The following is a 12,439-nucleotide window of genomic DNA, read 5'->3' on the forward strand; positions in this document are numbered from 1 at the left end:
CTCGGGCCGGCTCCGCGACGGCCACCTACGCTCGGCCGCGATGACCACGGACGCCACGACCACCGCCGCGACCACCGACCCGCGCCGGCGCGTGCCCCGGACCGACACGGTGCTCGCCGACCCGGCCGTGGCCGCTGCCGTGCAGCGACTGGGCCGGGAACTGGTGAAGCGCGCTGTCCAGGTCGCGCAGCAGCGCGTCCGGGCGGGGGACCTGCCACCGGACGACGTCGTCGCCGCCGTGCTGGCCGGGCTGCCCGGCACCGCCAGCAGCCTCTCGCCGGTGCTCAACGCCACCGGCGTGCTCGTGCACACCAACCTGGGCCGGGCACCGTTGTCCGGCGCGGCCGTGGCTGCGGTGGTGGCGGCCAGCGGCACCACCGACGTCGAGCTCGACCTCGGCACCGGCCGCCGCGGCCCGCGGGGGGAGGGGGCGCTCTCGGCGTTGCTGGCCGCCGTGCCCGCCGCCGAGGCCGCGCTGGTGGTCAACAACTGCGCCGCCGCGCTGGCGCTGGTGGCCACCGCGCTCGGCGGGGAGCTGGTCATCGCCCGCGGGGAGCTGGTCGAGATCGGCGACGGGTTCCGCATCCCCGACCTGCTGGTCAGCACCGGCGCCCGGCTGCGCGAGGTCGGGACGACGAACCGGGTCTCGCTGGCCGACTACACCGACGCCCTCGGCCCGGACACCGGCGCGGTGCTCAAGGTGCACCCCTCCAACTTCGTCGTCCGCGGGTTCACCCGGTCCGCCGACGTCGCCGAGCTGGCTCCGGCGCTGGCCGGCGCCGGGGTGCCGCTGGTCGCCGATGTGGGCAGCGGACTGCTCCGCCCGCACCCGCTGCTGCCCGACGAGCCGGACCTGCAGACGACGCTGGCGGACGGCGCGGACCTGGTGCTGTGCAGCGGCGACAAGCTGCTCGGCGGGCCGCAGGCCGGGATCGTGCTCGGCTCCGCAGCGCTGGTCCAGCGGCTGCGGCGGCACCCCCTCTACCGGGCGCTGCGGGTGGACAAGACGACCCTCGCGGCGCTCGAGGCGACGCTGCGCGGCCCGGTGCCACCGGTCCGGGAGATGCTCGACGCCGACCTGGATGGTCTGCAGGCCCGCGCCGCCGCGGTCGCCGCCGCGTTGCAGGCTCGGGGGATCGAGGCCGTTGCCGTCCCGTCGACCGCGCGGGTCGGCGGTGGGGGAGCGCCGGAGTTCGAGCTGCCCAGCGCCGCCGTCGCGCTCGACCCGCGGTTCGCCGAGCCGCTGCGGCGCGGCGAACCGCCGGTGGTCGGCCACCTGGACGGCGACCGCACCCTCCTCGACCTGCGCAGCCTCCTCCCCGCCGACGACGAGCGGCTGATCGCCGCCGTGACGGGGGTGGCCCGCCGGTGGAGCTGACCCCTGCCGCCCGGATGGACGTCCTGGCGACCGCCGGCCACGTCGACCACGGCAAGTCGACGCTGGTGACGGCCCTGACCGGGATGGAGCCGGACCGCTGGGAGGAGGAGCGCCGGCGCGGGCTCACCATCGACCTCGGCTTCGCCTGGACGACGCTGCCCTCCGGCCGCCGGCTCGCCATCGTCGACGTCCCCGGGCACGAGCGGTTCGTGGGCAACATGCTCGCCGGGGTCGGGTCGGTGCCCGCCGCCCTGGTCGTGGTCGCCGCCGACGACGGGTGGTCCGCGCAGACGGCGGAGCACGTCGCCGTCCTCGATGCCCTCGGGGTGCGGCACGGGCTGCTCGCCGTCACCAAGTCCGACCTCGCCGACCCCGCCCCGGTGCTCGCCGACGCCGCCGAGCGGCTGGCCGGGACGTCGCTGGGCCGGGTCCCGGCCGTGGCGGTCAGTGCCCGCGCCGGCACCGGGCTGTCGGAGCTGGCCGGCGCGCTGGAGCAGGTGCTGGCCGGCCTGCCCGCCCCGGAGCCGACCGCGCCGGTGCGGCTGTGGATCGACCGGGCCTTCACCATCCGGGGCGCCGGCACCGTCGTGACCGGCACCCTGGCCGCTGGGACCGTGACCACCGGCGACCGCCTGGACCTGGGCGGGCGTGCGGTGACCGTGCGCGGGCTGCAGTCCCTGGGCGCGCCGGTGGACTCGGCCTCGGCCACCGCCCGGGTGGCGCTCAACCTGCGCGGTGTGGCGGTCGAGGAGCTGTCCCGCGGTGACGCCCTGCTCACCCCTGATGCGTTCCGGCGCACCGCCGACCTCGATGTGACCCTGGTGCGGCCGGTCGAGGAGAAGCTGCCCGCAGAGCTGGTCGTGCACATCGGGTCGGCGACGGTCGCGGCCCGGGTGCGGCCGCTGGACGGGTCGGCGCTGCGGCTGCGGCTGGCCACCGAGCTGCCGCTGCGGGTCGGCGACCGACTGCTGCTGCGCGACCCCGGTGCCCGCCGGGTGCACGGCGCCGACGTGCGCGACGTGGACCCGCCGGAGCTGCGCCGCCGCGGCGCCGCCCGCAGCCGCGCGGCCGAGCTGGCCGAGCAGCCGACGGGTGAGGCCGGGGCGCGGGCGGACCTGGTGCGGCGACGGTTCGTGCGCCGGGCGGACTTCATCGCGATGGGCTGGCCGGTGCCCGCGGATGCCACCGTCGTGGGCCCCTGGCTCCTCGCGCCGGGCCTGGCCGACGAGCTGGCCGCCCGGGTGCCACAGGTGGTGGCCCGTTACCGGCAGCTGCGCCCACTGGAGCCCGGTCCGCCGACCGCGGTGCTGCGGTCGGCCTTGGAGCTGCCCGACGTGGAGCTGGTGCCCGCTCTCGTCCGGGAGCCCCTGGCGCTGCGGGACGGCCGGGTCGTCTCCGGTGCTGCGGCACTGCCACCGGCGGTGCAGCAGGCGGTGGACGGCATCCGCGCCCGGCTGGCGCAGGAGCCGTTCGCCGCACCCGAGGCCGGTGACCTGGTGGCCGCAGGGCTGGGTCCGCGGGAGCTCGCCGCGGCGGTGCGGGACGAGCAGCTGGTGCGGATCGCCGAGGGCATCTACCTGGCACCCGGCGTCGCCGAGCAGGCCCGCGCCCGGCTGGCGGCGCTGCCGCAGCCGTTCACGCTCAGCGAGGCGCGGAAGGCGTGGGCGACGACCCGCCGGGTCGCCGTCCCGCTGGCCGAGTGGCTCGACGCCCGCGGGGTCACCGTCCGCGAGCCGGACAGCACCCGCCGGCTGCGCTGACCCGGCCCGTCCTCGATCCGTCGCCTCGGCGGTCCGTACCCGTGAGGCGCCGCGGGCTCCGGCGGCCCGACGGCGGGGGGTGAGAGGTGGTCGGCGGATGCTTGTGCTCTGGCCGTGCTGGTGCACCAGAGCACAAGCGTCCGCCGATCACCTGGGTGCCGACGCCCGGCGGGAGCGGCACCGCCCGCAAGCCGGACGGCTCGGTCGCCTGCCCGGACCCGGCGTGGGAGCCGAGCGCGGCCCGGACGGCCCGCTCGCTCAGACCGGGCCGCCACCGGCGGCCAGCTGCCGCAGGTCCACGTGCGCCGGCGTCTCCACCGGCAGCGGGGGGTCGGCGTCGCGGACCTCGACGAGCTGGTCGGGAGTCACCGGCTCCGGGAGCCGGCGGAACTGAGCCCGGGGGTCCACCTGCTCGGTCATGGCCTCAGGGTGCCGCCGTGGGGACGGGCACGACAAGGGGTCGGGCACGCTCGTGCTCTGGCTGCACTGGTGCACCAGAGCACGAGCGTCCGCGGGGCTACTCGCCGGCCGGCACCCAGCGGGCGGGGCGCTTCTCCCGGAAGGCGGCGATGCCCTCCTGGCCCTCCTCGCCCGCGAAGAACCGCGCCGACAGCTCCAGCAGCCCGGGGAACTGCCCGGCCAGGTCGGTCCCCGACCGCAGCAGCCGCTTCGTCTCCGCCAGCGCGGTCGGTGCCCCGGCGGCCAGCGCGGTGACCTGGGCGGCGACGGTGGCGTCGACGTCGTCGTCGGGCACCGCCAGGTCGACCAGCCCGCCGGCGGCGGCGGTCTCGGCGTCGAAGACCTCCCCGGTGAGCATCAGCCGGTGGACGACGTTCGGCAGCATCCGTGGCCGGCACACCGCGGAGATCACCGCCGGGACGACGCCGATCCGCACCTCGGTGAACGCGAAGGTGGCGCCGGCCCCGGCCACCACCACGTCGCAGGCGGCGGCCAGCCCGACCCCGCCGGCGCGAGCCGGTCCGCGGACGGCGGCGAGCACCGGCTTGGGCGCGTGCCAGATCAGCTGCAGCAGCTCGGGGAACTCGTTGACCCCCTGGTCGGCGGCGGCGCCTCCGGTGGCCTCGGTGAGGTCCATGCCGGAGCAGAACACCCGGCCGGTGTGGTCGAGCACCACCACCCGCACGGCGTCGTCGGCGAAGGCCTCGGTGAGGGCGGCACGGAGCTGGGCGCGCATCGCGCGGGAGAGGGCATTGCGGTTGGCAGGGGAGTCGAGGATCAGCCGGGCCACGCCGGCGGACACCTCGACGGAGAGCACGCGGTCGTCATCGGTCGCGGAGGTCACGCCGCCATCTTGCCGGGGGCGGTCACACTGGGAGCAGCGATGACCACGACTCTCCCTCTCCTCGGCCAGACCCCGGCGCTGCCCGCGGACCCCTCGATGCTCCCGGCGTCCGCCCGCGAGGGGCTGTCGACGACGCCGTTCGGGCTGTACGTGCACGTGCCGTTCTGCGCGACCCGCTGCGGTTACTGCGACTTCAACACCTACACCTCCGACGAGCTGGGCCCCGGCGCCAACCGCAGCGAGTACGCCGGCACCGCGATCGCCGAGCTGCGGCTGGCCGCCGAGGTGCTGGGGCCCGACCGTCCGCCGGTGCAGACGGTCTTCGTCGGTGGGGGCACGCCCACGCTGCTGCCGGCGCAGGACCTGGTGGCCGTCATGGACGCCGTCCGTGAGCTCTTCCCCGTGGCCCCGGACGTCGAGGTGACCACGGAGGCCAACCCCGAGTCGGTGACGCCGGAGTCGCTGGCCACCCTGCGGGCCGGTGGCTTCACCCGGATCAGCCTGGGCATGCAGTCCGCCGCCGAGCACGTGCTCGCCGTGCTGGACCGCCGGCACACCCCCGGCCGGGCGGTGCAGGCCGCGCACGAGGCCCGCGCCGCCGGCTTCGACCACGTCAACCTCGACCTGATCTACGGCGCACCGGGGGAGACCGACGCCGACTGGCAGGCCTCGCTCGACGCCGTCCTCGCCGCTCCGGTCGACCACGTCAGCGCCTACGCCCTGATCGTCGAGCAGGGCACCCGGCTGGCCCGGCGGGTCGCCCGCGGTGAGCTGCCGATGCCCGACGACGACGTGCTCGCCGACCGCTACGAGCAGGCCGACCGGGCGTTCGGCGGAGCCGGGCTGGGCTGGTACGAGGTGTCGAACTGGGCCCGTGACCGGGCGGCGCGCTGCCGGCACAACGAGCTCTACTGGGCGAACGCGAACTGGTGGGGCATCGGGCCGGGCGCGCACTCGCACGTCGGCGGGCTGCGCTGGTGGAACGTCAAGCACCCGGCCGCCTACGCCGACCGGCTCGCTGCCGGGCTGCACCCGGCCGCCGACACCGAGCTGCTGACGGCGGAGGACCAGGCGCTGGAGCGGGTGATGCTGGGGCTGCGGCTCCGCGACGGGCTGCCGCTGGCCGCGCTGTCGGCGGCCGGGCGGGCACGGGCCGCGGAGTCCGTCGCACGGGGGCTGCTGGCGGCCGGGCCGCATGAGGCCGGGCTCGCCGTCCTCACCGACCGGGGCCGGCTGCTCGCCGACGCCGTCGTCCGCGACCTCACCGATTGAGGAAGGGCCCCGCTGCCCCCCACCGCTCGCAAGCTCGCGGCGGGCCCCTGCAGCGGGGCCGAAGAGCGGGCGTCAGCCGTGGAGGGCAGCCAGGACCTGGTCGCCGAACTTCTCCAGCTTCGTCGCGCCGACGCCGCCGATCGTGCCCAGGGCCGCCAGGGTCGCCGGCTCCTCGGTGGCGATCTGCCGCAGCGTCGCATCGTGGAAGACGACGTAGGCGGGCACCCCCTGCTCCTTGGCGGTGGCGGCCCGCCAGGCCCGCAGCCGCTCGAAGGCACCCGTGGCCGACGCGGGCAGCTCGGGGACGGCGGCCTTGGCCCCACGGGCCCGGACGGCCCGCACCGGGCGGTCGGGCTCGCGGCGCATCAGCACCTCGCGCTCCCGGCGCAGCACCGGCCCGCTGGCCTCGTTCAGCGCCAACGTCCCGTACTCGCCCTGCACGGCGAGCAGCCCCTGCGCCAGCAGCTGGCGGACGACGCCGCGCCACTGGCCCTCGGACAGGTCGGTGCCGATGCCGAAGACGGTCAGCTCGTCGTGGCTGTGCTGGGCGACCTTGTCGGTGCGCCTGCCCAGCAGGATGTCGATCGACTGCCCCGCGCCGAAGGACTGCCCGCGCTCGCGCTGCAGCCGCAGCACCGTGGACAGCAGCATCTGCGCCGGGACGGTGGCGTCCCAGGACTCCGGCGGGTTCAGGCAGGTGTCGCAGTTCCCGCAGGGTGAGCTCTCCTGGCCGAAGTGGGCCAGCAGCCGCACCCGCCGGCACTCGACGGTCTCGCAGAGCGCCAGCATCGCGTCCAGCTGGGCGGAGAGCACCCGGCGGTGCGCGGCGTCGCCCTCGGAGGAGTCGATCATCTTGCGCTGCTGCACGACGTCGGCGAGTCCGTAGGCCAGCCATGCGGTGGAGGGGAGTCCGTCGCGGCCGGCGCGGCCGGTCTCCTGGTAGTAGCCCTCCACCGACTTGGGCAGGTCGAGGTGGGCGACGAAACGGACGTCGGGCTTGTCGATGCCCATGCCGAACGCGATGGTCGCCACCATCACCAGGCCGTCCTCGCGGAGGAAGCGGGACTGGTGCAGCGCGCGGGTCCGCTGCTCCAGGCCCGCGTGGTAGGGCAGCGCCGCGATGCCCTGGCCCACCAGGAACTCGGCGGTCTTCTCCACCGAGGCCCGGGACAGGCAGTAGACGATGCCGGCGTCCCCGGGGTGTTCGGTGCGCAGCAGGTCCAGCAGCTGCTTGCGCGGCTCGTTCTTCGGCGCGATCCGGTACTGGATGTTCGGCCGGTCGAACCCGGCGACCACGTGCAGCGCGTCGTCCAGCTGCAGCCGGGTGCTGATCTCGGTGTGCGTGGCCCGGGTGGCCGTCGCTGTCAGGGCGATCCGGGGGACGTCGGGCCAGCGCTCGTGCAGCATCGACAGCGCGAGGTAGTCGGGCCGGAAGTCGTGCCCCCACTGCGCGACGCAGTGCGCCTCGTCGATGGCGAACAGCGCGATCCGGCCGCGTTCGAGCAGGCGGGCGGTCGGGGAGGCGCCCCCGCCCAGGGACTCCGGCGCCACGTAGAGCAGGTCGAGCTCCTCGGCGAGGAAGGCCTCCTCGACGGCCCGGCGCTCGGCGCGGTCCTGGCTGGAGTTGAGGAACCCGGCGCGCACCCCGAGGGTCCGCAGCGTGTCGACCTGGTCCTGCATGAGCGCGATCAGCGGCGAGACCACGACCCCGACGCCGTCCCGCAGCAGGGCCGGCACCTGGTAGCACAGCGACTTCCCGCCACCGGTGGGCATGAGCACCAGTGCGTCGCCGCCGGCGACGACGTGGTCGACGACCTCGCGCTGCGGTCCACGGAAGGCGTCGTAGCCGAACACCCGGCCGAGCACCTCGAGGGCCGGGTCCTGGAGCGCGGGGTCCTCGATCACGTCCACGAGGCGAGGGTAGGCGGGTCGGGGCCGGTGGTCTGACATCCGTCATGAGGTGTGGACGACGTCTCACACTGCCGCCGGACCCCCGGTGACCACCAGGCTCAGGTCATGCCCGAGACCCCCGCGCTCGACGTCCGCGGACTGACCGTCCGGTACGGCGACGCCACCGCCGTCCACGACCTGACCCTGGCCGTCCCCCGAGGGGAGACCGTCGCCCTGCTCGGCGCCAACGGGGCCGGGAAGTCCTCCGTCGTCAACGCCGCGCTCGGCCTGTTCCGCCCGGCCGCCGGCACGGTCCGGCTGCTCGGCCGCGAGCCGGCCGCGGCGCTGCAGGCCGGCGGCGTCGGGGCGATGCTCCAGCACGGCGGCCTGCCCAGCGAGGCCCGCGTCGGTGAGGTGCTGGCGCTGGTCCGCCGTCGCTACCAGGACCCGTGGCCGCTGGCGGACCTGGCCGCCACGGCCGGCATCGGCGGCCTGCTCGACCGCTCGGTCGACGCGCTGTCCGGTGGTCAACGCCAGCGGGTGCTGCTCGCCCTCGCCCTGGCCGGGGCACCCCCGCTGCTCCTGCTGGACGAGCCGACCTCGGCCATGGACGTCGAGGGCCGGCAGGCCTTCTGGGCCACGATGCGCGACCTCGCCGGGCGCGGGCACACCGTCGTCTTCGCCACCCACCACCTCGACGAGGCCGACGCGGTCGCCGACCGGGTCGTGGTCGTCGCCGGCGGGCGGGTCCTCGCCGACGGTTCCGCGGCAGGGATCAAGTCGCGCATCGGCGGGCGCACCGTCCGGTTCCGCTGCCCCGGACCGCGGGACGACCTCGCCGGGCTGCCCGGCGTCACCGGCGCGAGCGGGGACGGCGACCTGGTCGAGCTGGCCACCTCCGACGCCGAGGCCACCCTGCGCGCGCTGCTGGCCAGCCGGACCGCACTGCCCGACCTCGAGGTGCGCGGCGCCAGCCTCGAACAGGCCTTCCTGCACCTCACGAGCACCGCGGACGGAGCCCTCCGATGACCGACCTGTTCGGATTCCAGCTCCGCCGGGTGGGGCGCAACAAGCAGTACCTGTTCTTCACGGTGCTGCTGCCGGCGCTGTTCACGATCTTCTTCACCCAGGTCATCGGCGGGCAGGCCCCGGCCGGCGAGTTCCAGGACCTCGCCGGCGCCGTCCTCGTCTCGATGATGGCCTACGGGGCGATCGGGGCGGCGCTCGGCGCGACGATCCGGATCGCCTTCGACCGCTCCTCCGGCTGGCTGCGCCAGCTGCGCGTGACGCCGGTGCCCGCCGGGTCGGTGTTCGCCGTCGACGTCCTGGTCGGGGCGCTGCTGGTGCTGCCCAGCCTGGTCGTCGTCGCGCTGGTCGGGCGGTTCGTCAACGGCGTCGAGTTCGGTCTGGGCACCTGGGTGGCGCTGGTCGGGTCGCTGTGGGCGGGGTCGATGGTCTTCGTCGCCCTGGGCGTGGCGGTGGGGCTGGCGCTGGACGCCCAGGCCGCCGGCGCGGCGATCGGGATCCTCGGCACGGTGCTGGCCGCGCTGGGCGGTCTGTGGTTCCCGGTGGAGATGTTCCCGGACGGGATGGTCCCGCTGGCCCACGCCCTGCCGTCGTACTGGTTCGCCGAGCTGGGCCGGGACGTGGCGGCCGGCACGTTCACCGGCGCGCCGGTGCTCGTGCTGGCCGGCTACGGCGCCGTGTTCGCCGCCGCCGCGCTGGTGGTCGCCCGGCGGCGCCCGCTGCACGCGGTGGCGGGCTGACTCGTGACCGGGCAGCTGAGCGCTAGCGTCCGTCTCGTGGACCGGTCCAACTGGTGGGGTCAGGCGATCTGGGCGGTGCCCTGGCTGCTGTTCCAGTTCTTCCCGATCGCCGACCTGGTCACCACCGACCGCCCGACGGCGGCGCGCTGGGTCGGCGCGATCGGGCTGCTCGTCTTCACCGTGGTCTACCTGCGGGTGATGGGTCAGCTCGGCCGGCCGCGGGCGCTGCGGCCGGAGTTCGCGGCGACCGCGGTGCTGGCCATCGCGCTGGCGGTCGGGTTCGGGCCGGGCTGGGCCGGGCTGATGATCTACGTGGCCGCGGCCGCCGCGGCCACGCTGCCCGGCCGCTGGGTGTGGCCGGCCGTGATCGGCGCGGCGGTGGTGTGCCTGGCGGTGCCCCTGGCCTCCGGCGATCCCGGCCTGCTGTTCCTGTCGCCCATCTGCCTGCTCACCGCCTTCGGGATCCGGGGCACCAGCTACCTGATCACCGTGAACCGGGAGCTGCAGGAGGCCCGCGAGGAGCTGGCCCGCAACGCCGTCACCGAGGAGCGGCTGCGCTTCGCCCGCGACCTGCACGACCTGCTCGGCCACTCGCTCTCACTGATCGCGCTCAAGAGCGAGCTCGCCCGCCGGCTGGCCGAGGCCGACCCGGCCCGCGCCCGACAGGAGATGGCCGACGTCGAGGCGGCGGCCCGCCGCGCGCTGGCCGAGGTGCGGGACGCCGTCAGCGGCTACCGGCAGGTCACCTGCGCCCAGGCGCTCGCCGAGGCGCGCTCCGCGCTGACCGGGGCCGGGATCGACGTCCGGCTGCCCGCGCGGGTGCCGGCGTTGCCGGGCACGGTCGACGCCGCGCTCGGCTGGGTGGTGCGCGAGGCGACGACCAACGTGCTGCGGCACAGCCGGGCCGGCACGGTGACGATCGGCCTGGCGGAGGACGGGGTGCACGCGGTGCTGACGGTGACCGACGACGGTCGGGGCGCGGAGGACCCGGTCACCGTGTTGGGGACCTCGCCGGGGTCGGGCCTGGCCGGGCTGCGCGAGCGGGTCGGTGCGCTGGGCGGTGAGCTGGCGGCCGGCCCGGTGGACGGCGGTGGGTACCGACTGCAGGCCACGGTGCCGCTGCTCCCGGTGTCGGCGAGCACGGTGTCGGTGAGCACGTGACGATCCGGGTGCTGCTGGCCGAGGACCAGGCGCTGGTGCGGGGTGCGCTGCGGGCATTGCTGGACCTCGAGGAGGACATCGAGGTGGTGGCCGAGGTCGGCCGCGGTGACGAGGTGCTCGAGGCCGCCCGCGCCTGCCGCCCGGACGTCGCGCTGCTGGACATCGAGATGCCGGGGCAGGACGGGATCGAGGCGGCCCGGGAGCTGGCCTCCGCGCTGCCGGAGGTGCGCGCCGTCGTCCTCACCACCTTCGGCCGGCCGGGATTCCTGCGCCGCGCGATGGAGGTCGGCGCCGCCGGCTTCCTGGTCAAGGACTCGCCGGTGGCCGAGCTCGCCCGGGGCATCCGGGCGGTGATGGCGGGGGAGCGGGTGATCGACCGGGACCTGGCCGCCGCGGCGCTGGCCATCGGCGCGACGCCGCTGTCCGGCCGCGAGGCCGACGTGCTGCGGGCGGCGGCCGACGGGGCGACGGTCGCCGACATCGCCGGGCGGCTCTTCCTTTCCGAGGGGACCGTGCGGAACTACCTGTCCGCGGCGATCGGCAAGACCGGGGCCCGCACCCGGGTGGAGGCGGCGCGGGTCGCGGAGGAGAAGGGCTGGCTCTGAACCGTCAGCGCGCCCGGCCGGCGTCGGCCGGGCTGGCGTCTGCGGAGGTGCTCCCGGCCGGGGTCTGGGCCGGCATCAGCGAGTCGAGGTCGAGCACCCGGACGTGGATGACGTTGCGCTGCTGCAGGGCCGCGCGCAGGGCGCGGTGCAGGCCGTCCTCCAGGTACGTCTCGCCGTGCCACTGCACCGCGTGCGGGAACAGGTCGCCGTAGAAGGTCGAGTCGTCGGCGAGCAGGGTGTCCAGGGCGAGCTCGCGCTTGGTGGTGACGAGGGTGTCCATCCGGATCTGCCGGGGCGGGATCATCGCCCAGTCGCGGGTGGAGAAGCCGTGGTCGGGGTAGGGGCGTCCATCACGCACCGCCTTGAAGATCAGGGCTGAGCCTCCCGCTCCCCGGCCCCCCGGTGGGGTCCGTCGACCCGGCCCACACTAGTGGCGTCCCGAGGCCGTCGCCGACGCCTGATCGGACGGTATCGATCCCACGTGCGCGCCGCGGCCGAGCTCGGGTCGAGGTCGCGGGGCTGGGTGGGAGCGCAGTCCGGAGCCCCTGGAGGCGCGGTGGACCTCGGGTCCGGTCAGAGCCCGAGGATGCGGCGGAGTCCTCGGTCGACGTCCTGCATGAGCGCTGCGGGCACCTGGCCGGCCAGCTCCTCGAGGTCGTGGCGGTCCAGGGTCGCCAGTGCGGTCACGTTGACGGTGGAGTCGCGGGGGAGTCCGGTGGCCGCAGCGGGGAGGAACACGTTGCCGGGCAACGCGGCAAGCGCGGTGTTCGACGTGATGATCGCGGTCAGGACCGTGGGCAGCCGGCTGGCGTTGTAGGCATCGGACTGGATGACCAGCACGGGACGGCGCTTCGCCGGCCGGCTGCCGGTCGCTGGGCCCAGGTCCGCCCAGTGGATGGCGCCGCGTTCGATCACCAGTCGTCTCCGGTGTTGAGCAGGCGCCGTCCGGCGGTGACGGCGTCGGTGCTCGAGGTGTCGGGTTCGGCTGCGGTGTCCAGCGCCGCGTCGATCTGGCTGGTCAGTGATGCGGCGTCGAGCTCGTCGAGGTAGCGGCGCGCTGCGGTGGCGAAGAACTCCGAGCGGCTCATGCCGAGTTCAGCGGCCCGCTGCGAGGCTCGGTCGAAGGTGTCGTCGGGCAGGGAGATCGCCGTCTTCACACGACGAGTATTACTCGGTAGTACCTCGACCGTCCAGCGGTTGGCACCCGCGAGCCGGAGGACGGCCGCGGTGGCCGGTCGTATGCTGGCACTCGGTCCACGCGAGTGCCAGGCACCTGCCCGGGCAGCCACCGCGGACCACGTCGA

Annotated in this window: 13 protein-coding genes; 7 read left to right on the plus strand and 6 right to left on the minus strand. The window is 75.7% G+C overall.

Annotated elements, in window-relative coordinates; genetic code table 11:
• Nucleotides 1–40 precede the first annotated feature (40 nt).
• Both selA and selB read left to right on the plus strand, forming a co-directional pair.
• Complete coding sequence (selA, locus tag O2W18_RS06295; RefSeq protein WP_269186676.1) at nucleotides 41–1,378, plus strand: L-seryl-tRNA(Sec) selenium transferase; 1,338 nt, start codon at nucleotides 41–43, stop codon at nucleotides 1,376–1,378.
• Complete coding sequence (selB, locus tag O2W18_RS06300; protein ID WP_269186677.1) at nucleotides 1,369–3,138, plus strand: selenocysteine-specific translation elongation factor; 1,770 nt, start codon at nucleotides 1,369–1,371, stop codon at nucleotides 3,136–3,138. The genes selA and selB overlap by 10 nt, the downstream gene beginning before the upstream one ends.
• Nucleotides 3,139–3,396: 258 nt before the next feature.
• Here the strand turns inward: selB and O2W18_RS06305 are convergent, their stop codons facing one another.
• Both O2W18_RS06305 and O2W18_RS06310 read right to left on the minus strand, forming a co-directional pair.
• Nucleotides 3,397–3,558, minus strand: coding sequence for a hypothetical protein (locus tag O2W18_RS06305; RefSeq protein ID WP_269171421.1), 162 nt, complete (start codon nucleotides 3,556–3,558; stop codon nucleotides 3,397–3,399).
• A 97-nt stretch (nucleotides 3,559–3,655) separates the two neighbouring features.
• Complete coding sequence (locus tag O2W18_RS06310) at nucleotides 3,656–4,441, minus strand: enoyl-CoA hydratase-related protein (RefSeq protein ID WP_269186678.1); 786 nt, start codon at nucleotides 4,439–4,441, stop codon at nucleotides 3,656–3,658.
• A gap of 39 nt (nucleotides 4,442–4,480) precedes the next feature.
• Between O2W18_RS06310 and hemW the strand changes: the two genes are divergently transcribed.
• Nucleotides 4,481–5,713: a radical SAM family heme chaperone HemW gene (hemW, locus tag O2W18_RS06315; protein WP_269186679.1), complete on the plus strand. Its 1,233-nt coding sequence runs from the start codon at nucleotides 4,481–4,483 to the stop codon at nucleotides 5,711–5,713.
• A 72-nt stretch (nucleotides 5,714–5,785) separates the two neighbouring features.
• On the opposite strand, the gene recQ is transcribed toward hemW, so the two are convergent.
• A complete protein-coding gene (recQ, locus tag O2W18_RS06320) occupies nucleotides 5,786–7,624 on the minus strand; it encodes a DNA helicase RecQ (protein ID WP_269186680.1) in 1,839 nt (612 codons plus the stop codon).
• 105 nt (nucleotides 7,625–7,729) lie between these two features.
• Between recQ and O2W18_RS06325 the strand changes: the two genes are divergently transcribed.
• The 4 genes from O2W18_RS06325 to O2W18_RS06340 are packed head-to-tail and all read left to right on the plus strand — an operon-like array spanning nucleotide 7,730 to nucleotide 11,135.
• Nucleotides 7,730–8,632 carry an ATP-binding cassette domain-containing protein gene (locus O2W18_RS06325; RefSeq protein ID WP_269186681.1) on the plus strand — a complete coding sequence of 301 codons (903 nt, stop codon included), beginning with the start codon at nucleotides 7,730–7,732 and terminating at the stop codon, nucleotides 8,630–8,632.
• Nucleotides 8,629–9,369, plus strand: coding sequence for an ABC transporter permease (locus O2W18_RS06330; RefSeq protein WP_269186682.1), 741 nt, complete (start codon nucleotides 8,629–8,631; stop codon nucleotides 9,367–9,369). The genes O2W18_RS06325 and O2W18_RS06330 overlap by 4 nt, the downstream gene beginning before the upstream one ends.
• 36 nt (nucleotides 9,370–9,405) lie before the next feature.
• Nucleotides 9,406–10,530 (plus strand): sensor histidine kinase, encoded by a 1,125-nt coding sequence (locus O2W18_RS06335; protein ID WP_269186683.1) that lies wholly within the window; start codon nucleotides 9,406–9,408, stop codon nucleotides 10,528–10,530.
• Nucleotides 10,527–11,135, plus strand: a complete 609-nt coding sequence (locus tag O2W18_RS06340) for a response regulator transcription factor (RefSeq protein WP_269186684.1) — start codon at nucleotides 10,527–10,529, stop codon at nucleotides 11,133–11,135. Before O2W18_RS06335 ends, O2W18_RS06340 begins: the two co-directional genes overlap by 4 nt.
• A gap of 4 nt (nucleotides 11,136–11,139) precedes the next feature.
• Here O2W18_RS06340 and O2W18_RS06345 read toward each other — a convergent pair whose 3' ends face one another.
• The 3 genes from O2W18_RS06345 to O2W18_RS06355 form a co-directional block, all read right to left on the minus strand.
• The gene (locus O2W18_RS06345) at nucleotides 11,140–11,508 is read right to left on the minus strand and encodes a type II toxin-antitoxin system VapB family antitoxin (protein ID WP_442929128.1); all 369 of its coding nucleotides are present in this window, start codon (nucleotides 11,506–11,508) and stop codon (nucleotides 11,140–11,142) included.
• A 200-nt stretch (nucleotides 11,509–11,708) separates the two neighbouring features.
• The gene (locus O2W18_RS06350) at nucleotides 11,709–12,050 is read right to left on the minus strand and encodes a type II toxin-antitoxin system PemK/MazF family toxin (RefSeq protein WP_269186685.1); all 342 of its coding nucleotides are present in this window, start codon (nucleotides 12,048–12,050) and stop codon (nucleotides 11,709–11,711) included.
• Nucleotides 12,047–12,292 carry a hypothetical protein gene (locus O2W18_RS06355; protein ID WP_269186686.1) on the minus strand — a complete coding sequence of 82 codons (246 nt, stop codon included), beginning with the start codon at nucleotides 12,290–12,292 and terminating at the stop codon, nucleotides 12,047–12,049. The genes O2W18_RS06350 and O2W18_RS06355 overlap by 4 nt, the downstream gene beginning before the upstream one ends.
• Between the last annotated feature and the right edge of the window lie 147 nt (nucleotides 12,293–12,439).

The organism is Modestobacter sp. VKM Ac-2983 (genome assembly GCF_026967885.1).
Taxonomy (GTDB): domain Bacteria; phylum Actinomycetota; class Actinomycetes; order Mycobacteriales; family Geodermatophilaceae; genus Modestobacter.

Coding starts and splice junctions, on each gene's coding strand:
- selA (WP_269186676.1), top strand. CDS start 41: ATGACCACGGACGCCACGACCACCGCCGCGACCACCGACCCGCGCCGG.
- O2W18_RS06305 (WP_269171421.1), bottom strand. CDS start 3,558: ATGACCGAGCAGGTGGACCCCCGGGCTCAGTTCCGCCGGCTCCCGGAG.
- hemW (WP_269186679.1), top strand. CDS start 4,481: ATGACCACGACTCTCCCTCTCCTCGGCCAGACCCCGGCGCTGCCCGCG.
- O2W18_RS06325 (WP_269186681.1), top strand. CDS start 7,730: ATGCCCGAGACCCCCGCGCTCGACGTCCGCGGACTGACCGTCCGGTAC.
- O2W18_RS06330 (WP_269186682.1), top strand. CDS start 8,629: ATGACCGACCTGTTCGGATTCCAGCTCCGCCGGGTGGGGCGCAACAAG.